Annotated in this window: 21 protein-coding genes and 2 tRNA genes; 17 read left to right on the top strand and 6 right to left on the bottom strand. The window is 65.1% G+C overall.

Annotated elements, in window-relative coordinates; genetic code table 11:
- Positions 1 to 41 precede the first annotated feature (41 nt).
- Together tatC and YH64_RS03435 are read left to right on the top strand one after the other, a co-directional pair.
- Positions 42 to 788: a twin-arginine translocase subunit TatC gene (gene tatC, locus YH64_RS03440; RefSeq protein ID WP_185975326.1), complete on the top strand. Its 747-nt coding sequence runs from the start codon at positions 42 to 44 to the stop codon at positions 786 to 788.
- A gap of 136 nt (positions 789 to 924) precedes the next feature.
- A complete protein-coding gene (locus YH64_RS03435) occupies positions 925 to 1,329 on the top strand; it encodes a helix-turn-helix domain-containing protein (RefSeq protein WP_046803902.1) in 405 nt (134 codons plus the stop codon).
- An 81-nt stretch (positions 1,330 to 1,410) separates the two neighbouring features.
- On the opposite strand, the gene YH64_RS03430 is transcribed toward YH64_RS03435, so the two are convergent.
- Entirely contained in the window at positions 1,411 to 2,571 is a 1,161-nt protein-coding gene (locus YH64_RS03430; RefSeq protein WP_046803903.1) for a trypsin-like peptidase domain-containing protein, read from the bottom strand.
- A 19-nt stretch (positions 2,572 to 2,590) separates the two neighbouring features.
- Here YH64_RS03430 and YH64_RS03425 point away from each other — a divergent pair, with 19 nt between their 5' ends.
- Positions 2,591 to 3,367, top strand: a complete 777-nt coding sequence (locus YH64_RS03425) for a Nif3-like dinuclear metal center hexameric protein (protein WP_046803904.1) — start codon at positions 2,591 to 2,593, stop codon at positions 3,365 to 3,367.
- A gap of 105 nt (positions 3,368 to 3,472) precedes the next feature.
- Here YH64_RS03425 and mscL read toward each other — a convergent pair whose 3' ends face one another.
- On the bottom strand, positions 3,473 to 3,919 hold the full coding sequence (gene mscL / locus YH64_RS03420) for a large conductance mechanosensitive channel protein MscL (RefSeq protein WP_046803905.1): 447 nt from the start codon (positions 3,917 to 3,919) through the stop codon (positions 3,473 to 3,475).
- Between the two features lie 140 nt (positions 3,920 to 4,059).
- On the opposite strand from mscL, the gene petA reads away from it, so the two are divergent.
- The 6 genes from petA (at position 4,060) to YH64_RS03390 (ending at position 8,522) form a co-directional block, all read left to right on the top strand.
- Positions 4,060 to 4,701 carry a ubiquinol-cytochrome c reductase iron-sulfur subunit gene (gene petA, locus YH64_RS03415; RefSeq protein WP_046803906.1) on the top strand — a complete coding sequence of 214 codons (642 nt, stop codon included), beginning with the start codon at positions 4,060 to 4,062 and terminating at the stop codon, positions 4,699 to 4,701.
- Between the two features lie 73 nt (positions 4,702 to 4,774).
- A complete protein-coding gene (locus tag YH64_RS03410; RefSeq protein WP_046803907.1) occupies positions 4,775 to 6,163 on the top strand; it encodes a cytochrome bc complex cytochrome b subunit in 1,389 nt (462 codons plus the stop codon).
- 23 nt (positions 6,164 to 6,186) lie between these two features.
- The gene (locus YH64_RS03405) at positions 6,187 to 7,047 is read left to right on the top strand and encodes a cytochrome c1 (RefSeq protein WP_046803908.1); all 861 of its coding nucleotides are present in this window, start codon (positions 6,187 to 6,189) and stop codon (positions 7,045 to 7,047) included.
- A gap of 154 nt (positions 7,048 to 7,201) precedes the next feature.
- Positions 7,202 to 7,813, top strand: a complete 612-nt coding sequence (locus tag YH64_RS03400) for a glutathione S-transferase N-terminal domain-containing protein (RefSeq protein ID WP_006216817.1) — start codon at positions 7,202 to 7,204, stop codon at positions 7,811 to 7,813.
- 13 nt (positions 7,814 to 7,826) lie between these two features.
- Entirely contained in the window at positions 7,827 to 8,282 is a 456-nt protein-coding gene (locus YH64_RS03395; RefSeq protein WP_046803909.1) for a ClpXP protease specificity-enhancing factor, read from the top strand.
- Between the two features lie 164 nt (positions 8,283 to 8,446).
- Positions 8,447 to 8,522: transfer RNA gene (locus YH64_RS03390), tRNA-Thr, on the top strand.
- A gap of 83 nt (positions 8,523 to 8,605) precedes the next feature.
- On the opposite strand, the gene YH64_RS03385 is transcribed toward YH64_RS03390, so the two are convergent.
- From YH64_RS03385 to YH64_RS03375, 3 genes are all read right to left on the bottom strand, one after another.
- A complete protein-coding gene (locus YH64_RS03385; RefSeq protein ID WP_046803910.1) occupies positions 8,606 to 9,994 on the bottom strand; it encodes a GntP family permease in 1,389 nt (462 codons plus the stop codon).
- A gap of 101 nt (positions 9,995 to 10,095) precedes the next feature.
- Complete coding sequence (locus YH64_RS03380; protein WP_046803911.1) at positions 10,096 to 11,061, bottom strand: tripartite tricarboxylate transporter substrate binding protein; 966 nt, start codon at positions 11,059 to 11,061, stop codon at positions 10,096 to 10,098.
- A gap of 27 nt (positions 11,062 to 11,088) precedes the next feature.
- The gene (locus tag YH64_RS03375; RefSeq protein WP_052945972.1) at positions 11,089 to 12,510 is read right to left on the bottom strand and encodes an amidase; all 1,422 of its coding nucleotides are present in this window, start codon (positions 12,508 to 12,510) and stop codon (positions 11,089 to 11,091) included.
- A gap of 215 nt (positions 12,511 to 12,725) precedes the next feature.
- Here YH64_RS03375 and YH64_RS03370 point away from each other — a divergent pair, with 215 nt between their 5' ends.
- The 5 genes from YH64_RS03370 (at position 12,726) to YH64_RS03350 (ending at position 16,696) form a co-directional block, all read left to right on the top strand.
- Positions 12,726 to 13,526 carry an IclR family transcriptional regulator gene (locus tag YH64_RS03370; RefSeq protein ID WP_046803912.1) on the top strand — a complete coding sequence of 267 codons (801 nt, stop codon included), beginning with the start codon at positions 12,726 to 12,728 and terminating at the stop codon, positions 13,524 to 13,526.
- A 66-nt stretch (positions 13,527 to 13,592) separates the two neighbouring features.
- Positions 13,593 to 13,668, top strand: a tRNA-Asn gene (locus YH64_RS03365).
- Positions 13,669 to 13,832: 164 nt separating this feature from the next.
- The gene (gene gcvA / locus YH64_RS03360; RefSeq protein WP_046803913.1) at positions 13,833 to 14,759 is read left to right on the top strand and encodes a transcriptional regulator GcvA; all 927 of its coding nucleotides are present in this window, start codon (positions 13,833 to 13,835) and stop codon (positions 14,757 to 14,759) included.
- Between the two features lie 153 nt (positions 14,760 to 14,912).
- Complete coding sequence (locus tag YH64_RS03355) at positions 14,913 to 15,386, top strand: RidA family protein (RefSeq protein ID WP_046803914.1); 474 nt, start codon at positions 14,913 to 14,915, stop codon at positions 15,384 to 15,386.
- 89 nt (positions 15,387 to 15,475) lie between these two features.
- Positions 15,476 to 16,696 (top strand): aminotransferase class V-fold PLP-dependent enzyme, encoded by a 1,221-nt coding sequence (locus tag YH64_RS03350; protein ID WP_046804042.1) that lies wholly within the window; start codon positions 15,476 to 15,478, stop codon positions 16,694 to 16,696.
- Between the two features lie 74 nt (positions 16,697 to 16,770).
- Here the strand turns inward: YH64_RS03350 and YH64_RS03345 are convergent, their stop codons facing one another.
- Positions 16,771 to 17,664 (bottom strand): DMT family transporter, encoded by an 894-nt coding sequence (locus tag YH64_RS03345; RefSeq protein WP_046803915.1) that lies wholly within the window; start codon positions 17,662 to 17,664, stop codon positions 16,771 to 16,773.
- A 175-nt stretch (positions 17,665 to 17,839) separates the two neighbouring features.
- On the opposite strand from YH64_RS03345, the gene YH64_RS03340 reads away from it, so the two are divergent.
- The 3 genes from YH64_RS03340 (at position 17,840) to YH64_RS03330 (ending at position 21,799) form a co-directional block, all read left to right on the top strand.
- Positions 17,840 to 18,730, top strand: a complete 891-nt coding sequence (locus YH64_RS03340; protein WP_046803916.1) for a helix-turn-helix domain-containing protein — start codon at positions 17,840 to 17,842, stop codon at positions 18,728 to 18,730.
- Positions 18,731 to 18,855: 125 nt separating this feature from the next.
- Entirely contained in the window at positions 18,856 to 20,406 is a 1,551-nt protein-coding gene (locus YH64_RS03335) for a DUF2868 domain-containing protein (RefSeq protein ID WP_046803917.1), read from the top strand.
- On the top strand, positions 20,399 to 21,799 hold the full coding sequence (locus YH64_RS03330) for a GTPase/DUF3482 domain-containing protein (protein WP_046803918.1): 1,401 nt from the start codon (positions 20,399 to 20,401) through the stop codon (positions 21,797 to 21,799). Before YH64_RS03335 ends, YH64_RS03330 begins: the two co-directional genes overlap by 8 nt.
- The last annotated feature ends 137 nt before the right edge of the window (positions 21,800 to 21,936 follow it).

Raw genomic sequence — 21,936 nt, 5'->3', positions numbered from 1 at the left:
CCCAGGACGCCTCCCAAGAAGAAGGCCAGCAAGAGACCTTCATCTCTCACCTGGTCGAATTGCGAACCCGCCTGTTGCGCGCCGTGGGCGCCGTCGTGGCCGTGTTCATCGTGCTGTTCATCTACCCCGGCGCATCGGCCATCTATGACGTGCTGGCCGCGCCGATGCTGGCCTCGCTGCCCGAAGGCACACGCATGATCGCCACGGGCGTCATCACGCCGTTCATGGTGCCCGTCAAGGTCACCATGATGGCCGCCTTCATCGTGGCGCTGCCCGTGGTGCTGTACCAGGCGTGGGCTTTCGTGGCACCCGGTCTGTACCGCCACGAAAAGCGCCTGGCGCTGCCGCTGATCGTCTCCAGTACGTTCCTGTTCATCGCGGGCATGGCGTTCTGCTACTTCGTCGTGTTCCGCACGGTGTTCCATTTCATCGCCACGTTCGCGCCGCAGTCCATTACCCCGGCGCCGGACATCGAGGCCTACCTGAGCTTCGTCATGACGATGTTCATGGCGTTCGGCATCACGTTCGAAGTGCCCGTGGCCGTGGTGTTGCTGGTCAAGATGGGCATCGTTGAACTGTCCAAGCTGCGGTCCGCGCGCGGTTACGTGGTGGTCGGCGCCTTCATCATCGCGGCGGTGGTCACGCCGCCGGACGTGGTCAGCCAGTTCATGCTGGCCGTGCCGCTTTGCCTGCTTTACGAAGTGGGGCTGATCTGCGCCCGCATGGTGCAGCCCAAGCCGGACGCCGCCGACGACGCCGTGTCCGATTCGCTGACCGAACGCCACTGACACGGGCCGGCATGGCATCGTCTGAAAGGGTCGCTTCGGCGGCCCTTTGCATTTTTGCTTCGTATATCGCACAAAGGGTCCGGTATAGGACTGTTTCACCCTTGTGGGCCGCCGCTCGCGACTCTACATTGCAGGCATGTCGCCTGCTCAAAGGCTACGCGCCCTGATGCGGTGGCGTGGCATCCATAGTCAAAACCAGTTGGCGCGCCTTTCCGGCGTGCCGCAGTCCTGTATCCATCGGATCCTTACGCGTGGGGAACACTACTCGCCGTCTCGCACCACGCTGCTGCGTCTGGCCAAAGCGCTGGACACCAGCGTGCCGTGGCTGACCGACGGCGTGTTGGGGCCCACGGAATCGGGCGCCAGCGGCATGCCTCCGGGGTACGGCTCGCAGCCGCCCGTGATGCCGAAGTCGTGCAAGCCCGTGGTCGACGGCTACTGCGCTGAAATCGGCGCCATCCTGCAACACCAGCCCGACACCACAAAGCGGGCCGTGCTGTCGGTGGTTCGACTATTGGCCCAAAAGTCGCGCAATGACTAGCCCCGCATCGGGCACGGTGGCCGGTGCTTGTGCTGCTGGCGGTGGCTCCCACGGTCGCAACCGCAGGCCCCTTCGCGATTGCTATCGCGGCTTGCCCGGGCGGGTGCCGACAACCACGGCCACCTCGACGGGCTTGCCCGCGCGCAACACGCCCAGCGTGGCGCGCTGGCCGGGCGGCAGCTGCGCAATCTCCGACAACAACTGCGACGTGTCCGCCATGCGCTTGCCATTGACCGATTGCACGATATCGCCCACGCGCAAGCCACCGCGCGCGGCCGGTCCATCGCGCATCACGCCGGCAATGATGACGCCGCGCGTGTCACCCTTGAGCTCAAACGCGCGCGCCAGCTCCGGCGTCACGTCCTGCGGTTCCACGCCCAGCCAGCCCCGCTTGACCGAGCCCGTCTTGACGATGTCGTCCATGACCTTGCGCGCAATCTCCACCGGCGTGGCAAAGCCGATGCCCATCGACCCGCCCGATTCCGAATAGATCGCCGTGTTGATCCCCACCAGATTGCCCTGCGCGTCTACCAGCGCACCGCCCGAATTGCCGGGGTTGATGGCGGCATCGGTCTGGATGAAGTTTTCGTACGTGTTCAGCCCCAGCCCGTTGCGCCCCAACGCCGACACGATGCCTTGCGTGGTGGTCTGGCCCACGCCAAAAGGGTTGCCTATCGCCAGCACCACATCGCCCACGCGCAAGCCCCGGTCAGCGGCCAGCGTGGCCACCGGCAAAGTGCGCAACGAACTCAGCTTCAGCACCGCCAGGTCCGTGTCCGGGTCTGCGCCCACCACTTTTGCCGCATCGCGCCGGCCGTCGGCCAGCGCCACCTCGATCGCGTCGGCCGCCTGCACGACGTGGTAATTCGTCAGCACATGGCCGTCCTGGCTGACGATAACGCCCGACCCCAGGCTGGTCGTGGCCTGCCGCCGACTCATGCCGGGCACTTGCCCGAACAGCTGGCGCAGCACGGGATCATCGGGCAGCGGCACCAACGGCACATTGACGTGCTTGGTCGTGTACACGTTCACCACGGACGGTGCCGCGCGCGCCACGCCATCGGCGTACGACACCGGCCCCACGCCCGTGCCGGCCGGCGGCCGGGCGGACGCGGCGGTGGCGGGCGTGGCCGCGCCTGGGCCGGCAAGGCGCAGCAGGTCGGGCCGCAGGGTCGTGACCACGAATAGAATAGCCAGGCAGACCGTGACGGCCTGAGCAAATATCAGCCAATATCGGCGCATGATTCTGATAGGACAAGCAATGAAAAAAGTGGACTCCCACGTGCTGGCCAGCTGGCTGGACGACACCCTGCAAGCCGCGCGCTTCAAGGACTACTGTCCGAACGGTTTGCAGGTGGAGGGCCGATCCGAAGTCGGACACATTATCACCGGTGTCACCGCCAGCGAAGCGTTACTGCGCGCGGCGGTTGAACGGGGCGCTGACGCGGTGCTCGTGCATCACGGCTGGATGTGGCGCAACGAAGACCGGCGCATTATCGGCACGCGCCGCACGCGCATGGCGCTGGCGCTGAAGAACGACCTGAACCTGTACGCCTACCATTTGCCGCTGGACGCGCACCCCACGCTGGGCAACAACGCACAGCTGGCCCGCGTGCTGGGCCTGGCGCCCGCGCGCCGCGACGATGGGTCGCCGCGCACCTGCGGGCAAGACAATCTGGTCTGGTTGGGCGAGGCCGCCGGCGTGCAAACGGTGGGGCAGTTGGGCGAACGCGTGGCTGAACGTCTGGGCAGGCAACCGCTGGTCGTGGGCGACCCCGCTCAGCCCTTGTCCACCGTGGCCTGGTGCACGGGCGGCGCGCAAGGCATGCTGGCAGACGCGGTGGATGCCGGCGCCACCGCCTACATTACCGGCGAAGTATCCGAGTCCACCGTGCACTTGGCGCGCGAGACCGGCGTGGGCTTCATTGCCGCGGGTCACCACGCCACCGAACGATACGGCGCACAGGCGCTGGGTCAGGCAGTGGCCGAGCACTTCGGCATCAAGGTCGAATTCATCGACCTTGATAACCCGGCATAAAGCCAACCTGACATAAAGCGGTGACGCCCGCTGCGGATCATTACCCGGCGGGCAGCAAGCCCGTGGCCCATGTGGCGCATCGGCCACACGGCCTGGTGCCGTGTCTTATTTCTTGAGCAGGTCGCGAATTTCGCGAAGCAGCGCCACGTCTTCGGGCGTTGCGGCCGGCGCGGCCGGTGCTTCCTCGGCCTTGGTGCGGGCCTTGTAGATGGCCTTGACCATCCAGAAAATCACAAACGCCAACAACACGAAGTTGATGAGGATCGTCACGAAGTTGCCCCACGCAAACACGGTGGCGCCCGCCTTGGTCAGGTCGGCATACGTCATCGGGCCGTTGTAGCCGGCAGGCATCGACAGCACAAAGAATTTGTTCGAAAAATCGACTGCGCCACCCAGTATGAAATTCACCAGGGGCATGATGATGTCTTTCACCATGGAATCGACGATCCTGCCGAACGCCGCGCCGATGATCACACCAACCGCCAGGTCAACGGCGTTGCCTTTTACAGCGAAATCTCGGAATTCTTTGATGAAACCAGTCTTTTTGCTCATAAAAGCACTCCCTTCGTGATACGCCCTTCAGTGGGCTGGCGCTATAATACGCGGTTGCTATGTTGTTACATATTCCCGCGAACCCGATGCCGCAGAAGTGATGCTACTCGTAGAGCGGGCGCATCAACAAGGATAGGAAGATGAGTCAGGATACGCTGGTACACGATGATGACGGTGCGGTTGATCCCAACCTGCCACCTGATCCTTCGCGACGTTTCTGGGTTACCACCGCCTGTGCTGTGGGTGGCGTAGCAGGTGTCGCAACGGCAGTGCCGCTTGTGAGCACGTTTTCTCCCTCTGACAAGGCCCGCGCGGCCGGGGCCCCCGTTGAAGTGGATATCGGCGATATACCCGTCGGCACCATGAAAACCGTGGAATGGCGTGGGAAGCCGGTGTGGATCATTCACCGTTCTCCCGAACAGCTCGCCGCCCTCAAGACGCTAGACCCTTTACTGGCCGATCCTGAATCCAAGCGGCCTGGCTTCACTCCCAAATACGCCGAAAACGAGGCTCGCTCGCGCAAGCCCGAGATCTTCGTTTGCGTCGGCATCTGTACCCACTTGGGCTGCTCGCCTACCTCGCACTTTGAAACGGGCGGCGGTGGCGGCATGGGCGCCAACTGGCAAGGCGGATTCCTCTGCCCCTGCCACGGCTCTACGTTCGACCTGGCTGGCCGGGTCTACAAGAACAAGCCTGCTCCCGATAATCTCGAAGTACCGCCCTACCAGTATCTGAGCGACACCCGCATCATTGTGGGCGTCGATGAAGACAACAAGGCCTGACGCTCGCGTCGCGCTTTTTTCCCGATTACGTAAGTAAAACAAATACGCCACGTATTAGAGAAGGAGCCGTTACATGGCTGGCGAGAAAACCGTCGAGACAACAGGCCTGTTGGGGTGGCTGGACCGGCGTTTTCCGGTGACATCCACCTGGAAAGCCCATCTGTCCGAATACTACGCACCAAAGAATTTCAACTTTTGGTATTTCTTTGGCTCTCTGGCCTTATTGGTCCTGGTGCTGCAGATCGTGACCGGCATTTTCCTGGTCATGCATTACAAGCCGGACGCCGAACGCGCGTTCCAATCCGTCGAATACATCATGCGCGAAGTCCCATGGGGCTGGCTCGTGCGCTATATGCATTCGACCGGCGCATCGATGTTCTTCGTCGTCGTCTACCTGCATATGTTGCGCGGGCTGCTTTACGGTTCGTACCGCAAGCCGCGCGAACTCGTGTGGATTTTCGGTGTGGCGATTTTCCTCTGTCTGATGGCGGAAGCCTTCTTCGGTTATTTGCTGCCATGGGGCCAGATGTCGTATTGGGGTGCTCAGGTGATCGTTAACCTGTTCGCCGCCATTCCGTTCATCGGCCCCGAGCTGTCGATCTGGATTCGCGGCGACTACGTCGTGTCGGACGCCACCTTGAACCGCTTCTTTGCCTTCCACGTCATCGCGATTCCGCTGGTGCTGGTCGGCCTGGTCGCGGCTCACCTGGTTGCGCTGCACGAAGTCGGCTCGAACAACCCGGACGGCATCGAGATCAAGCAGGGCCCGAAAGACAAGTACGGCCGGCCCAAGGATGGCATTCCGTTCCACCCGTTCTATTCGGTGCATGACCTGATGGGCGTGGCGGGCTTCTTGCTCGTGTTTGCGTTCATCGTGTTCTTCGCGCCGGAAATGGGCGGCTACTTCCTCGAGTTCAACAACTTCATTCCTGCTGACTCGCTGAAGACGCCTCCGCACATCGCGCCGGTCTGGTACTTCACGCCGTTCTACTCGATGCTGCGTGCCACCACCGACGAATTCACGTGGGTGCTGGCGGGTGCATCGGTGCTAGGTGCGCTGGTATTGCTGTTCAAGAGCAATATGCGCGGCATCCTGCGCTTTGTGGTCCCGGGCATCCTGATCGTCGTGGCCGTGTTGCTGCGCGTGATCGATGCCAAGTTCTGGGGCGTGGTCGCCATGGGTGGCACCGTCGTCATCCTGTTCTTCCTGCCCTGGCTGGACCATTCCCCGGTCAAGTCGATCCGCTACCGCCCCACGTGGCACAAGTGGATCTACGGCATCTTCATGGTCAACTTCCTGGTGCTCGGCTACATCGGTACGCAGCCGCCCAGTCCGCCGTTGAACATCACGTCGCAGATCGGCACGCTGCTGTACCTGGCATTTTTCTTCCTGATGCCGGTCTGGAGCCGCCTTGGCACCTTCAAGCAAGTGCCCGAGCGCGTTACGTTCCACGCCCACTGAGCCCACCAGATAACGGATTAACCATGATCAAGAAGCTGATTGGTGCCGTGGCCTTGATGCTCACGTGCACCACCGCATTTGCCGCCGAAGGCGGTTTCCCGCTGGACAAGGCGCCGTACCGCGTCAACGACATGTCGTCGCTGCAAAACGGCGCCAAGTTGTTCGTCAACTACTGCTTGAACTGTCATAGCGCGTCCTCGATGCGCTACAACAAACTCAAGGACATCGGGCTGACCGACCAGCAAATCAAGGAAAGCCTGCTGTTCACCGGCGAAAAGGTGGGCGACATGATGACGGTTGCCATGTCACCCAAGGACGCCAAGAAGTGGTTTGGCACGACGCCCCCGGACTTGTCCGTGATCGCTCGCGCCAAATCGGTCAACGCCGGCCCGTCCGGCGCCGACTACATCTACACCTACCTGCGCACCTTCTACCGCGACTCGTCGCGCGCGACCGGCTGGAACAACCTGGTTTTCCCGGCTGTGGGCATGCCCCACGCGCTCTGGGAACGCCAGGGTCCGCGCGAGCTGACCACCACGGCCATGCACGAAGTGGAAGTGAAGGATGCCAAGGAAGGCACACCCAAAACCTGGGAACGCGTCACGACGGTGTACGATGCTCAAGGTTTTTCCACGGTCAAGGCCGAACCGGTAGCTGATTACCGCGGCCATGCCACCTTTGATGCCAAATTTAAGGCCGCCAACCCGGCCCAAGTCGCAACATACGACAACGACGTCGCAGACCTGACCGCGTTCATGTCCTGGATGGCAGAGCCCGTCCAGACTTTCCGCGTCCGTCTCGGCGTTGGCGTCATGTTGTTCCTGCTGTTGTTCTTCCTGGTTACGTGGCGCTTGAACGCCTCGTACTGGAAACACGTGCGCTAACCGCAACGCCCCGCCAGGCATGCAAGCCGCTACCTATTCTTAATAAGGGACGGCAACGGAGGATAGGGCCGTACGCCTATCCCGTCTGGCAATTGGGGCCAGCGCCTGCTAGATTTAGGCGCTGGCCTTTCGTTTTTCATAAAGGACTTTCACCATGATGGTGCTCTATTCCGGAACCACGTGTCCGTTTTCGCAACGCTGCCGCTTCGTGTTGTTCGAAAAAGGTATGGACTTCGAGATCCGTGACATCGACCTGTACAACAAGCCCGAAGACATCGCGGTGATGAACCCGTACGGTCAAGTGCCCATCCTGGTCGAGCGCGACCTGGTTCTGTACGAGTCCAACATCATCAACGAGTACATCGACGAGCGCTTCCCGCATCCGCAACTGATGCCGGCCGACCCCGTCATGCGCGCCCGCACCCGCCTGTTCCTGTACAACTTCGAGAAAGAACTGTTCGTTCACGTCTCGACGCTGGAAGACCGCAGCGCCAAGCCCGACGAGAAGAAGCTGGCCAACGCGCGCCAGAACATTCGCGACCGTCTGGCCCAACTGGCCCCGATGCTGCTGAAGAACAAGTACATGCTGGGCGAGGAATTCTCGATGCTGGACGTGGCCGTGGCGCCGCTGCTGTGGCGCCTGGACCATTACGGCATTGAACTGCCCAAGAACGCTGCTCCGCTGCAAAAGTACGCCGAACGCATCTTCTCGCGCCCGGCCTACATCGAAGCGCTGACGCCTTCGGAAAAAGTGATGCGTCGTTAAGGCTGGTTGTGTGATGGGTGAAACTTCGACCAAACCGTATCTGATCCGCGCACTGCACGAATGGTGCACCGACAACGGCTACACGCCGTACATCACCGTACAGGTCGATGAGCACACCATGGTGCCCGTCGCGCATGTGCGTGACGGTCAGATCACACTGAATGTCGGCACACTGGCCACCAACCGCTTGGTGCTGGGCAACGAATTCATCGAATTCCAAGCCCGCTTCAGCGGCGTGACCGAGAACGTCTACGTTCCCGTTGGCGCCGTCAGCGCCATCTACGCACGCGAAACCGGCGCGGGCATGGGCTTTGAAGTGCAGCCCTATGAACCGCCGGAAGCCGGCGCCCAGGGCGCGGTGGAACCCGCCGCCCCCGAAGGCTCCGATGCCCAATCCGACGCCCCGACCGGCGACGACGGCGGCAACGACGACGAACCCAAGCGTCCGCGCCTGACGATCGTCAAATAGTATCTGCTACACAAAGACGGCGTGCCTGGCACGCCGTCTTTGCAACCGCCGCTGCGACATAATCCGCCGTAAATTGAATGTCGTCGGCGCCCGGTGCCCCATCGCACGCGGCGCCGTCGATTTTTCATTACAATGCAGTCCCTGCGCGTGCCCCGGCACGCCGTGCCGGTGTAGCTCAGTTGGTAGAGCAGCTCACTTGTAATGAGAAGGTCGAGGGTTCGATTCCTTTCACCGGCACCATGAACACCCTGTAGTTTCCAAGAAAAGCCCGACGATCTCTCGTCGGGCTTTTTTTATTCCGGGCGCCAGGAAACGCCGCCCCCTTATCCCAACGGCGGCAGCATGTTGAACAGCAGCACCATCAGCAAGCCCACCACCGCCACGATCGACTGCACGACCGAAATCGTTTTTGTCGCTTCGCCCATCGTCATGCCGAACGATTCCTTCACCATCCAGAAGCCGGCGTGGTTGGCGTAGTTGAAAAACAGCGAGCCGCAGCCGATCGATAGCGCCAGCAGGGGCAGGTTCAGCGTGGGGTCGGCGCCGGCCAAGGGGGCCAGCAGGCCGGCGGCGCCCACGATGCCGACGGTTGCCGAGCCGGTGGATACCGACAGCAGCATGGCGATCAGCCAGCCCAGGATCAGCGGCGGGAAGGCGAACTGGTGCGTCAGGTGCACGATGGCATCGCCCACCTTGGCGCTGGTCAGCACCTGCTGAAAGGCGCCGCCGCCCGCGATGATCAGCATGATGCCGGCGATGGGCTTCAGGCTTTTGCCCAGGCCGTCGCGCAATTTTTCGGCGTCGCCGCCGCGCATGAAGACCAGCGTGACCGCGGCGAACAGCACGCCCAGCAGCATGGCCACCAGCGGGTTGCCCAGGAAGGCGGCAACGTGCATCAGGCTGGAATCCTTGGGCAACAGCATTTCAGCCAGGGCATGCACCAGCATCAACAGCGCGGGCAGCAGCGCCGCCAGCACGCCCAGGCCCACGCTGGGCGCAGCGATAGCCGAGCCATTTTCCGGCGTGACGGTGAATTGCTCCAACAGGGCTTCGTCCGGGCGCGTTGTCATGCGGGGCGTGATGAAAGCCCCGTATAGCGGGCCGCCCAGCACCATCGCGGGCAGCGCGGCCAGAAAGCCGTAGATCATCGTGGGGCCCACGGTGGTCTTCAGGGTAGCGATGGCCGTCAGCGGGCCGGGATGCGGCGGCACCATGCCGTGCATGGCGGCCAGCGCGGCAATAACGGGCACGCCCACATAGACGTAAGCCGAGCCCTTGAAGCGTTCCTGGCTTTCCAGCTTGCGCGCCACGCTGAAGATTAGCGGCAGCATGACGACCAGGCCCACTTCGAAGAACATGGGAATGCCGATGACGAAAGCCACCAGCGTCATCGCCCAGGGAATCAAGCGCACCGAGGTGCGCCGCAGGATGGCATTGGCCAGGCGTTCCGTCGTACCGGAATCCGCCAGGATCTTGCCCAGCATCGCACCCAGCGCGATCACCACGCCCACCGCGCCCAGCGTTTTGCCGGCGCCGTCGGTCAGGTTTTTAACGATGGCAACCGGCGACATGCCCGTTGCAAAACCCACACCGATCGAAACGATCAATAGCGCCAGCAGCGGATGCATGCGAATGCGCGAGACGATGAGGGCGACCAGCACCAAGACGCTCACCAGGGCGGTGAGCAGCAATTGAATGTCAAACGAAGACATGGATTAACCCAGTAAAGACGAGAGAGGTCGCGAACCTTCTGGGTGCCATGATAAGGGATCGGCAAGCCGCGCGCCCGGCGCCTTGTCGCCCCCCCTCGCGCTCAGTCCGGCTTGATTCCCGCCGCCTTGATGACCGCCACATTGCGCGCCAGTTCGCTGTCGACCTTGGCGCGGAAGGCCGCCGGGTCCTGGTAGGTGGCGTCGAAACCCAGCTCTTGCAGCTTGGCCCGGGTATCGGGTTCGGCCATCACCGCCTGAATCTCCTTGGACATCCGATTGACGATGGGCGCGGGCGTGCCCTTGGGCATGACGACGCCAAACCAGGTTTCGAAGTCATAGCCCGACACGCCGCTTTCCGCGACGGTGGGCACCTCGGGCACCAGCGTTGACCGCGCGCTGCCCGTCAAGGCCACCGCTCGCGCCTTGCCTGCCTTGATCTGCGGCAGGCTGGCCACCAGCGTGTCGATCGACAGCGGGATCTGGTTGCCGATCAGATCCGTCATGGCCGGCGCACTGCCGCGATAGGGCACGTGCAGCAGCTTGGCGCCGGTGCGTTGGGCCAAGGATTCTCCGGCGATATGCGGCGTGGAGCCATTGCCAAACGAACCGAAACTAAGCGCCTGCGCGGCCGACTTGCTGGTGATGTCCGCCACCGTGCCGATCCCGGTTTGCGGATTGGTCAGGATGACAAACGGCGTGCTGCCCGCGACGGCCACGTATTCGTAGCTTTTGACCGGGTCGTAGTTCAGGTTCGAATACAGCAGCGAATTCAGCGTGAAGGTAGGCGCGCCGGTAATCATCAGCGTATAGCCGTCGGGCGCCGCGCGCGCCACGGCCACCGCGCCGATGCTGGTGTTGGCGCCCGGCTTGTTCTCGATCACCACCGTCTGGCCCAGGCGCGCACCGAGTTTGGCCGCGAACAGGCGCCCGATCACATCGGTGGAGCCGCCGGGCGGAAACGGCACCACCAGGGTGATGGGCTTGGACGGATACGTGTCGGCCGTGGCCAACAGCGGCGTGGCGGCCAGGACGCACAGGGCCAGCGCGCGCGATATCGTTTTGTTCATGGATTTCCCCTTGTGTTGTTGGATGGTTCAGTTAGGCAGCGCCGGCGCGCGGCACCAATGCTGTGTGGCGGATTCGAACGCGTGCGCCAGTTGCAGCAGCGCGTGTTCCTGGCGATAGCGTCCGACGATCTGGATGCCTACCGGCAAGCCGTCTTCAGTAAATCCGCAAGGCACCGAAATGGCTGGGTGGCCGGTCAGCGACAGGTAGTAGCCGGACCGCATCCAGTCGATGTAGTTGTGCATCGGCGTGTCGTCGATATGGCTCACCGTTTCTTCTTGCACCGGAAAGGGCACCACCTGGCTGACCGGGCCGATCAGAAATTCATGCGTCTGCATGAAGGCGTGCATGCGCGCGAACAGTGCCGCGCGGTCGCGTTCGGCCTGCACGACGGTGGCGGGCGCTTGGGTCAGCCCCAGTTCGATGTTCCAGATCACCGTGTCCTTGAGCAGATGCCGATGCTGGCGCAACGCGGTTTCGTAGCCGACGGCGAACACCTGGGCGCGCAGCGCCTGGAAGGCATCGTTGGCGCCGGTGAAGTCCGGGCAGGCCTGCTCGACCTTGGCACCCAGATCCGCGAAGATCGGCAACTGGCTTTCCAGCACTTGCAACACGTCGCGCAGAACGGGCAGATCACCCCACGTGGGCGCGTACGCGATGCGCACGTCCTTGAAATCGCGCTCCAGGCTGGCCAGGAAGCGCGCGGGGTCCTGATCGACGGCCAAGGGGTCGCGCGCATCCGGACCGGCCGTGGCGGCCAGGAGCAGGGCCACATCGGCCACCGTGCGCGCCATGGGGCCCGCTACCGTTAACGCGTTGTAAGGGCTGGCCGTGGGCCACTGGGGCACGCGGCCGGGCGACGGGCGCAGGCCGACCACGTTGCAGAACGACGCGGGGTTGCGCAGCGACCCCCCCATGTCAGTGCCATCGGCCAACGGCGTCATGCGCGCCGCCAGGGCCGCCGCCGCGCCGCCACTGCTGCCGCCCGCCGTCATGCGCAAGTCGTAAGGGTTGCGGGTGGCGCCGAACACCGCGTTGAAGGTCTGCGAGCCCGCGCCAAACTCCGGCAGATTGCTCTTGCCCAGCGTGATGGCCCCGGCGGCGCGTTCCCGCGTGACGATCAGGCTATCGCGCTCGGGTACGAAATCGCGATACAGCGGCGAGCCGTAAGTGGTGCGCATGCCGGCCGTCAGAAACGAATCCTTGTGCACGATCGGCAAGCCGTGCAGCAAACCCAGCGCGCCTCCATGGGCCTGGTGTTCGTCGGCCAGCGCGGCACGCGCCATGGCTGCTTCAGCGTCCAGGGTCACGATGGCGTTGACCCGCGGGTTGCACGCATCGATACGCGCCAGGTGGGCCGCCATGACGTCACGCGCGCAGGCATTGCCGGCGACGATCTCGGCACGCAGCGCGACGGCGCTCAGGTCACAGAGCGATGAAGAATGCGTCATGGGGAGGGAAACCCGCGAAAATGGTGGGGCATCATGTGTATTGCTATGCGATACAAAGTATTGAATAATCAACTTTATAGTGGCTATTGGGCCCCCGGACAATTCGGGGAAACTAGCGTCGGACCCGTCTTTGGTCCTCGCCAGGCCCGTGCGCCATCACCGGTTCTCACCCGCGTCCCGCGCGTTCTTCCCGCGTACTCCCTCCGCTTTCAGCCATGACGACACGCACCGCTTCCCCGACCAACACCGCCACGCCCGACGCGGACGACCCGCTGTTTGTCGCGTCGTTGGAAAAAGGAATGCGCGTGCTGGACGCCTTTCGCGACGCCACGGATTCCCTCGGGTTGACCGATATCGCCACGTTGACCGGCTTGGGAAAAAGCGCCGCTCAGCGTTTCGTGCACACTTGGGAGCGCCTGGGCTATCTGGCCAAGGACCCGGTATCGCGGCGCTATCGCCTGGGTCCGCGCGTGGTGGAGCTGGGCTACTTCTTCCTGCGCAACGACCGGCTGGTATCGATGGCGGCGCCGCATCTGGTCGCGCTGCGCGACCGCTGTGGGCTGGCCGTGCACATGAGCGTGCTGGTCGCCACCGACATGATTTATCTGCTGCGCCTGCCCAGCCGGCAGCTGCCGCTGGCCGAGATGCTGCCGGGGCGCCGCATGCCCGCCTGGTGCAACAGCGGCGGGCGCATGCTGCTGACCCAGCAGGACGACGACGCCATCTTGCAGGCATTGCACCAGGCGCCGCCGCGCGCGTTCACGCCGCGCACGGTGACAGACCCCGCCGCCTTGCTGGGTTTGATCCGCCAGGCGCGCGACGACGGCTATGCGCTGACCGAAGACCAGGTACTGCAAAACCAGGTTGGGGCGGCCGTGCTGTTACGCGATGCGCGTGACGTGCCGCTGGCCGCGATCAGCGTCAGCGCGCCGCGCCACGACTACCCCGGCGATCGCCTGCTGCGCGATATCGTGCCGCAACTGTTCCGCACCGCCCACGCGATCCAGCACGCGTGAACAGAATTTCCGCGGCCGCTTTGCATTCTTTCAATTTTTTGTGCATAATTCGGCCCCTCTACCTGTTCCCCGATAGCTCAGTCGGTAGAGCGACGGACTGTTAATCCGCAGGTCGCTGGTTCGAGCCCAGCTCGGGGAGCCAAAATTTCAGCAGTGCATGCCGTATCCGCACCGCTTGCAGTACCCCTAAAAAAGCCCGCAACTTGTTTGCGGGCTTTTTGCATTGGGGCGCGCCGTCTGCGTGCCTGCGCCAAGAGCGCGTAGGATAATCGCGCATCCCTGTCGACGGCCTCGTCTTGCCCCACCATGCGATCCACGCGATCCCTGCCTGCCCTGGTTTCCCTGCGCGCTTTTGAAGCGGCCGCGCGCCGCTTGAGCTTTTCGCTGGCCGCGCAGGAACTGTTCGTCACGCAAAGCGCGGTCAGCCATCACATCCAGCGGCTGGAAAGCGAGCTGGGCGTGGCGCTGTTTGAGCGGCGCACGCGGGCCGTCGCATTGACGCCCGCTGGCCAGGCCTATTTTGAACACGTGCACGCGGCCTTCGAGCTCTTGCGGCAGGGCACGGACAAGCTGCGCGCACCCGCCGCCGCGCGCGTAACGCTGAAGGTGGGCTTGCTGGCCTCGTTCGCCACGCGTTGGCTGGCGCCGCGCCTGCCGGCCTTTGCCGCCGCGCATCCCGACATTGAATTGCAGCTGCTGCCCGACATCGGCCTGGCCGACGTGGCGGGCGGCGACGTGGACGTGGCCATCCGCTATGGCCGTGGCTCCTGGCCCGGCGTGGCCTCGCGCCTGCTCATGACCGAGCAACTGTCGGTAGTTGGCGCGCCCGAGCGCATCGCCGGACGCAAGCGGCCGCGCACGCCTGAAGACCTGTTGCGCCATCCGCTGCTGACCTCGCACGCCAAACAGCCCTTTGAATGGGATGCCTGGGCGCGCCGCTTTGGCATGGACCTGGGCCGCGCCCAGACGGTGCGTCTGCACGACTACAACATCGTGGTGGAAGCCGCGTTGGCCGGGCAGGGGCTGGCCATGGGTCGGCACCGGCTGATCGCGCCGCACCTGGCCAGCGGCGCGCTGGTGCAAGCGCTGCCCGGCGCGATGTTGGAAGATCCGCGCATCGGCTGGTGGTTTGTCGCGCCACGTGGCGCGTTGCAGCCTGCTGCTGCCGCGTTGCGCGATTGGCTGGCGGACGCCGCGCAAACGGACGAGCCGACTTTCCCCGCGACACATTAGTTTTACTCATGTGTCGTCGACAAGAATTGATTGGTCAGGCGGCGGCGCGGCCGATAGCATCAAGCCCTGCGTTACGCTTTTAAAGCGGCCTCGGCGTCCATCGGTTTTGGGCTCTCCGCTTTTGACACTCTGACATTTCACAGGACATCCGCTATGACCCGTACGATCTCCGGCCGTGTGGCCGAACTGGGCTACACCCTGGAAGCCGCCGCCGCGCCCGCCGCCAACTATGTGCCTTTCGTCCTTGAGGGCAATCTGCTGACCATCTCGGGCCAAATTTCACGCAAGGGTGGCAAGCCGCAATACCTGGGCCAGCTGGGCAACCAGGTGTCGGATGCGGACGGTGTCGAAGCGGCCCGTTTGTCTGCCCTGGGGCTGTTGGCGCAGATCGCCGCCGCCACCGGCGACCGCCTGGACCGCGTGGCTCGCGTCGTGCGTCTAGGTGTGTTCGTGGCCAGCACGCCGGATTTCAACCGCCAAAGCGCCATCGCCAACGGCGCCTCCGACCTGATGGTGGAGGTGTTCGGTGATGCCGGCCGCCATGCGCGCAGCGCGGTAGGCGTGGCATCCCTGCCGCAGGGCGTGTCGGTGGAAATCGAAGCCGTCGTCGCACTGACCCCCGCCTGAGTTCCACGCCGGGTCTTGGCCCTTTTGCCAGCGCCTTGCCGCGCGACACGCCCTGGCTGCGTGCCGCGCGCACCCCAACGGAATCGATCATGTCTGCCCCCCTGACCGCCGCCCCTCTGACCGCCGCCACCATCCAGGCCCTGCGCGCGCAGACGCCCGGCGCCCAAACCAGCGTCCATTTCAATCACGCCGGTTCGTCGCTGCCGTCCTCTGGCACGCTAGAGGCGATCCACGCGCATCTGCAACGCGAGGCCATGCTTGGCCCCATGGAAGCCGGCGTGGCGTCCCGCGCGTTGACCGAAAACGCGCGCACGCTTGCCGCCCAGCTGCTGAACGCGCAGCCCGATGAAATTGCTTTGACCACCGGCAATTCCGCCGGTTGGGGCGCGGCCTTCGCGGCGCTTGCCCCCTGGCGGCCCGGCGACCGCATCCTGGTTGGCCGCCACGAATGGGGGGGCAACCTGGCCGCCATGCGCCTGCACGCCGAACGCGCGGGCGCCGTGTTGGAAACCATCGCGTCGGATGACAGCGGTTGCGTGGACCCCGACGCGCTGGCCGACATGGTGGACGACCGGGTGCGCCTAATCGCGCTGACCTGGATGCCCGCCAATGGCGGCCTCATCAACCCGGCCGCCGCCATCGGCCGCGTGGCACGCCGGCATGGCATTCCTTACTTCGTGGACGCCGCGCAGGCCGTCGGGCAATTGCCCATCGATGTCACCGAGGTGGGTTGTGACGTCTTGAGCGGCGTGGGACGCAAGGCGTTGCGCGGCCCGCGCGGCACGGGCCTGCTGTATGTGCGGCGCAGCTTCCTGGACCAGTTGACACCCGCCTTCGTCGACACCTATTCCGCGCCGCTGGACGCCGACGGCCGCCCCGTGCTGCGCGCCGACGCAGGCCGCCTGGAATCGGCCGAAAACTCATTGGCGCTGCGTTGCGGCCTGGCCAATGCGCTGCAAGAGGCACTGGCACTGGGCTTGGGCTCGATCCGCGCCACGCTGGATGCCACCGCCCAACGCGTGCGCACCGAACTTGCCGCCATCCCGGGGCTGACGGTGCTGGACCAGGGGCGCGAAAAATCCAGCCTGATCTCGTTCAACCTGCAAGGGCGAAACGCCGCCGACGTTCAGCGCGCGCTGGCGGCCGTGGGAGTAACGATCGGCAGCAATGGCGTACCGTACACGCCGCTGGACATGCAGGCGCGCGGCCTGGCCCACATTGCCCGGGTATCGGTCAGCCCGTTGACCAGCGACAACGAGATTGATCGCTTGCTGGACGCCCTGCGCGACGTGGCGCGCGCGGCGCCGTAGCGCCTGGGGCTGGGCCAGGACCTGGACCTGGACCTGGACTTGGACTTGGATACCCCACGATTACCCCTCACCCTTCAACCCGCCACGCGCCGCATGAACGGCGACCACTTGGTGAATACAAGCAGGTTGCCCACCATCACCAGCGCCAATCCCAGCAGCGCGGGCGGCGTCCACTGGTAGCCCTCGGCCACCGTGGACACGCCCAGCGCCACCACCGGAAACAGCACCGTGCAATACGCGGCGCGCGCGGGCCCCATGCGCCCCACCAGCGTCAGGTACGCCGTAAAGCCGATCACCGACCCCGGAATCGCCAGGTAAAGCAGGGCGCCGACGTACTGCTCGGACGTGTCGAACTGGAACGGCAAGCCCGCCAACAAGCAGCCCGCCAGCAGGATCGCCGCCCCGTAGAACATGCTGTAGGCGTTGCCGGTCAACGGCCGCACGCCCGCGCGTTGTTGCAGCGACGACAGCATGTTGCCCGTTGAAAAGCAGAACGTGCCCAACAGCGCAAAGCCCAATCCCAACAGCGTTTCGTGGCTGGCCTCCTGGCCGGCAAGCTCGGGCCAGAACAGCAGCACCAGCCCGGAAAAGCCGACGGCGCCGGCCAACATCACGCGCGGCGCGATACGGGTGCCGAACCACAGACGGGCGTTCAACGCGTTCCACAAGGTTGCCGCCGAAAACACCACCGACACCAGGCCGCTGGGAATCCACTGCGTAGCCGTGTAGAAGCACAGAAAATTCAAGCAGAACAGGCACAGCCCCTGGCCCACGCACAGCCAATGCCCACGCCGATCCAATTTTTGTAGCTTGCGGGTCAGCAGCAGGATGGCAAACAGCACCAGCGCCGCCAGCGCGAAGCGGTAGAAGATCGATACCGGAATGGCCACCGCGCCCAGTTGCAGCTTGATGGCGATCCAGGTGGTGCCCCAGATAACGACGGTCAGGAAATAGAGGAAGAGATTCACGGTGCAACCAGCAAGGGAAAAGGGGCGCGATGAAGGCGGAGACGACGCGGGCGGCAGTGGCCGCTTGCCTGGCCGCCAGTGTGCGCCGCAGGCGGACGACACGATTGCCGGATCTTGCGGTTTTTATGCCGCCTCGCGCGCGGCGCGCGCGAGATCGCAGTAGCATTTCGCCTCTATGGGAATCGTCGCTTCGGCCCCGGCCGACTTCTCCGTCTTTCGCACCTTGTCGCGTTCCACCGCCACGCTGGAACGCGCCGCCGGCTTGGGCGAAGGCATCGCCATTTCGCAATGGGCCCGCAGCGCACGCGAGACGCTGGGCTACGACACCCCCGGCCACCACACGCTGTCGCTCTACCTGCATGGCGGCGACAAATCGTTTCGTGTGGGCCGCGACACGCTGCACGGTGGCGCGGGCAAATTCTGCGTACTGCCGGCCGAACACTATTCGCGCTGGTGCATGAACGACACCGTGCATTTCCTGCACCTGTACATTGCCCCCGAACGCCTGGCCCGCGAAGCCGTCATGCGCCTGGATTGCGAGCCGCGCACGCTGGAATTGCGCGACCGCACCTACATCCAGGACGAATCGCTGATCGACGTCTGCCGGCAACTGCTGGGCACCGACTGGGCGCAGCCCGCCGACCGCCTGGCCGCCAGCAGCGCGGCCGAAACGGTGTTGCACCATCTGCTGCAACAAGGCGTGGCGCGCAAGACGGTGCAGCCTTCGCGCGGCGGCCTGGCCCCGGCAGTACGCCGGCGCATCATGGATTACGTCGACGCGCACCTGCATGCCCCCTTGACGCTGGACGAGCTGGCGGGCGTGGCCGCCTTGTCCACCTACCATTTCGCCCGCATGTTCCACACCTCGTTCGGCGAACCGCCGCATGCCTGGGTGCGCGCGCGGCGGCTTGCGCACGCACGCGGGATGCTGGCAGCAGGCAAGGGCGACCTGGCCGGCGTTGCCCAGGCCAGCGGCTTTGGCAACGCCAGCCACTTGTCCCGCGTGTTTCGCGAGGCCGTGGGCGTCACCCCGGGCCAATACCGGCACGCCCGACGTCAGCACTGAACAGGCGTTGCCCCGGCTCCGCGCGCGGGCGAAGTTCGCCACGTTCGCCAAATGCGCAGGTCTACAATGTCGCATCGCCCTTTGCGGCCTTACGCTGCGGCCCGTCCGCGCTGCCTACCAACGCGATGCCGCCTTCGACCTCTCGCGCTTTTGACCTGCCGACCGGCTCGGCCAGCCCCCGCCCGTTGCGCGCGCACTGGCTGGCCGAACTCATCCGCCTGCGCGAAACCCATTGGGGTCCGCTGGACGACGCCGATGCCGTGCGCCGCGTGCGGCAGCTGGACACCGATCTGCCTTCGCGCATCCTGGCCCGCGCCGACCTGCTTGCACAGCGCGAGAATCTTGGCCCGCTGGTAGATGGCTGGCGCCGCAGCGCACAGGCCATCCTGGCGGCGTTGTTCGTGCTGGCCCTGATGTCGGGCATCGCCGTGGCGCTGGGCGCGCTGGGCGACGGCTCGCGCCCGGTCAACGTGCTGTGGGCGCTGGGCGCATTGCTGGGCTTGCATGCGCTGACCTTTCTGCTGTGGCTGGGCAGTTTTCTGCTCAAGCCCACCGCCGCCACCGGGCTGGGGCGGCTATGGCTGTGGGCCACCCGCAAGCTGGCGCGCGGCCCCGACAGCGCGCTGGTGCCGCAGGCCTTTCTGAATCTGCTGGCGCGCGCGGGCGCCTTGCGCTGGCTATTCGGCGCGGTCAGCCATCTGCTGTGGTTGACCGCGCTATGCGCCGCGCTGGCCGCCTTGCTGGTGGTGCTGTCCACCGCCAGTTACCGCTTTGTCTGGGCCACCACGCTGCTGGCGCCCGACACCTTCGTCTGGCTGACGCAAGCCATCGGCTGGTTGCCGGCGCACCTGGGCTTTGCGATGCCGGACGCGGCGGTCATCCGCGCCAGCGACGGCAGCCAGACGCTGTCCGCCGACGCGCAGGTGCAATGGTCGTTGTGGCTGATCGGCGTCGTGGTGGTTTACGGCATCCTGCCCCGGCTGCTTGCCGCCGCGCTTTGCGTGGCCGCCACGCTGCGTGCGCTGCGCCGCTTGCGCATCGACCCCTTGCTGGCAGGCTTTTCGCCGTTGCGAGACCGCCTGGAGCCCGCCGCGCAGTCCACCGGCATCGACCGTCCGGTGGATGCGCTGCACCAGCCGCGCGTGCAATCCGCGCCGCTGTCCGGCCTGGCGGGGCAGCCCGTGCTGTTGGGGCTGGAGCTGCCGGGCGACCTGGCCTGGCCGCCCGCCAACCTGCCCGACACCGTGCAGATGGCGGGCAACCTGGAAACGCGCGAAGAGCGCAACCGCGTGCTGGACGCGCTGGCGCAAGCGGCCGCTTCGCGTTTGCTGATCGCCTGCGATGCGCGTCAAACGCCGGATCGCGGCACCTTGTCGCTGATCGCCGAACTGTCCGCCCACGCAGGTCATACGGCCGTCTGGCTCATTGCTTCGCGTGCAGGCGGTGTTCAAGAGGGCGGTGATGGCGAACACGATACCGACGGCGGCGGGAACGGCCGCAGCGACGCCAGCCGCAACAGCGGCAGCAGCAGCAGCAGCAGCAGCAGCAACAGCAGCAATCACAACACCCGCGCCGCGCTGTGGCGCGAACGCCTGCTGGCGTTGGGCCTGCCTGCCGACGCCATCCTGCAAACGCCCAACGCGCCGCTGACGTGGCTACAGGCCGACCATGGCTGACGACATCATCAAGATCGCGCTGGTCGGCCACACCAACACCGGCAAGACATCGCTGCTGCGCACCCTGACGCGCGACACGACTTTTGGCGAAGTGGCCGACAGCCCCGGCACAACCCGCCACGTAGAAGGCGCGCGGCTGCGGCTGGACGGCCGCGCCGTGCTGGAATGGTTCGACACCCCCGGCATGGAAGACAGCATCGCGCTGCTGGAATACCTGGAACGCCTGGACCAACCAGCCGAACGGCTGGACGGCCCGGCGCGCATCCGGCGCTTTCTGGATACGCCCGAGGCGCACGGCCGCTTCGAGCAGGAAGCGCGCGTGCTGACGAAGATGCTGGAGTGCGACGCGGCGTTGTACGTGATCGACGCGCGCGACCCCGTGCTGGGCAAGCATCGCGACGAACTCTCCATTCTTGCGGCCTGCGGGCGGCCCCTGCTACCCGTGCTTAATTTTGTGAACGCCCCCGCGCATCGCGCCAACGAATGGCGCGGCGCCATGGCGCGGCTGGGCCTGCACGCGGTGGTGGAGTTCGACACGGTAGCCCCGCCGCTGGACGGCGAGCAGCAGCTGTACGCCAAGCTGGGCGTGCTGCTGGACCGCCATGCCGGTGCACTGGCGCGCCTGTCCGACAGCCTGTCCGCGCAACGCCGCGAACGTCACGCCGCCGCCTACGAACTGCTGGCCGATCTGCTGATCGACGTGGCGGCGCTGCGCCTGGCCAGCCCCAGCGACGACACCGCGTTAGCCGCCGCCTCGGCGCAGTTGCGCGACCACGTGCGCCAACGCGAACAAACCTGCGTGAACGCGCTGCTGGCGCTCTACAACTTTCGCGCGGCCGACTTCACCGACGATGCACTGCCCTTGCAAGGCGAGCGTTGGGGCATGGACCTGTTCCACCCGCAGGCGCTCAAGGACATGGGCGTGCAGGTGGGCATGGGCGCCGCGGCCGGCGCCATGGCGGGCGCGGCCGTCGACCTGCTTAGCGCGGGCCTGAGCCTGGGCACCGGCATGCTGATCGGCGCGGCGGCGGGCGGCTTGTGGCAAGGCGTTGAAAAGCTGGGCAAGCGCGTGGCCGGCAAGCTGCGCGGTTGGCGCGAGATCAGCGTTGACGACGCCGTACTGCGCTTGCTGGCGCTGCGCCAGCGCCAGTTGATCGATGCGTTGGAGCGTCGCGGACACGCCGCACGAGAACCATTGAAACTAGCCCTTCCGGATGATGACGCCTGGCGCAAAGGCCCCTTGCCGGAGGCCCTGAAAGAAGCGCGCAGCCGCCCGGAATGGTCGGCACTGGGTAAACACTACGAAGACAGCGACCGGCGCAAACGCACTGTCCATGAGCTGGCTCGAACGCTTGCCGCATCTGCCGCATCGCCCGGCCCGGCCATCGAATAGCCCGTCATTGCGCAGCGCGCAATGCCCCCTTTTTAGCCGCGAAAATGCACCATTCCAGGCGGACGGCAAGCGCGGACTAACCCCAATCCAAACCGATTGACGCTTAAACGAATGCGTCTATAAGATTCGATCTGCAT

This window comes from Achromobacter sp. LC458, assembly GCF_001005835.2.
GTDB classification, from domain to species: domain Bacteria; phylum Pseudomonadota; class Gammaproteobacteria; order Burkholderiales; family Burkholderiaceae_B; genus Achromobacter; species Achromobacter spanius_B.
The sequence above is the reverse complement of the archived record's forward strand: the minus strand, read 5'-3'. Positions and strand labels throughout refer to the sequence as shown.

Bases quoted from the DNA above. Each gene is read 5' to 3' on its own strand.
- YH64_RS03435 (WP_046803902.1), top strand. From the start codon at position 925: ATGTCGCCTGCTCAAAGGCTACGCGCCCTGATGCGGTGGCGTGGCATC.
- YH64_RS03430 (WP_046803903.1), bottom strand. From the start codon at position 2,571: ATGCGCCGATATTGGCTGATATTTGCTCAGGCCGTCACGGTCTGCCTG.
- YH64_RS03425 (WP_046803904.1), top strand. From the start codon at position 2,591: ATGAAAAAAGTGGACTCCCACGTGCTGGCCAGCTGGCTGGACGACACC.
- mscL (WP_046803905.1), bottom strand. From the start codon at position 3,919: ATGAGCAAAAAGACTGGTTTCATCAAAGAATTCCGAGATTTCGCTGTA.
- petA (WP_046803906.1), top strand. From the start codon at position 4,060: ATGAGTCAGGATACGCTGGTACACGATGATGACGGTGCGGTTGATCCC.
- YH64_RS03410 (WP_046803907.1), top strand. From the start codon at position 4,775: ATGGCTGGCGAGAAAACCGTCGAGACAACAGGCCTGTTGGGGTGGCTG.
- YH64_RS03405 (WP_046803908.1), top strand. From the start codon at position 6,187: ATGATCAAGAAGCTGATTGGTGCCGTGGCCTTGATGCTCACGTGCACC.
- YH64_RS03400 (WP_006216817.1), top strand. From the start codon at position 7,202: ATGATGGTGCTCTATTCCGGAACCACGTGTCCGTTTTCGCAACGCTGC.
- YH64_RS03395 (WP_046803909.1), top strand. From the start codon at position 7,827: ATGGGTGAAACTTCGACCAAACCGTATCTGATCCGCGCACTGCACGAA.
- YH64_RS03385 (WP_046803910.1), bottom strand. From the start codon at position 9,994: ATGTCTTCGTTTGACATTCAATTGCTGCTCACCGCCCTGGTGAGCGTC.
- YH64_RS03380 (WP_046803911.1), bottom strand. From the start codon at position 11,061: ATGAACAAAACGATATCGCGCGCGCTGGCCCTGTGCGTCCTGGCCGCC.
- YH64_RS03375 (WP_052945972.1), bottom strand. From the start codon at position 12,510: ATGACGCATTCTTCATCGCTCTGTGACCTGAGCGCCGTCGCGCTGCGT.
- YH64_RS03370 (WP_046803912.1), top strand. From the start codon at position 12,726: ATGACGACACGCACCGCTTCCCCGACCAACACCGCCACGCCCGACGCG.
- gcvA (WP_046803913.1), top strand. From the start codon at position 13,833: ATGCGATCCACGCGATCCCTGCCTGCCCTGGTTTCCCTGCGCGCTTTT.
- YH64_RS03355 (WP_046803914.1), top strand. From the start codon at position 14,913: ATGACCCGTACGATCTCCGGCCGTGTGGCCGAACTGGGCTACACCCTG.
- YH64_RS03350 (WP_046804042.1), top strand. From the start codon at position 15,476: ATGTCTGCCCCCCTGACCGCCGCCCCTCTGACCGCCGCCACCATCCAG.
- YH64_RS03340 (WP_046803916.1), top strand. From the start codon at position 17,840: ATGGGAATCGTCGCTTCGGCCCCGGCCGACTTCTCCGTCTTTCGCACC.
- YH64_RS03335 (WP_046803917.1), top strand. From the start codon at position 18,856: ATGCCGCCTTCGACCTCTCGCGCTTTTGACCTGCCGACCGGCTCGGCC.
- YH64_RS03330 (WP_046803918.1), top strand. From the start codon at position 20,399: ATGGCTGACGACATCATCAAGATCGCGCTGGTCGGCCACACCAACACC.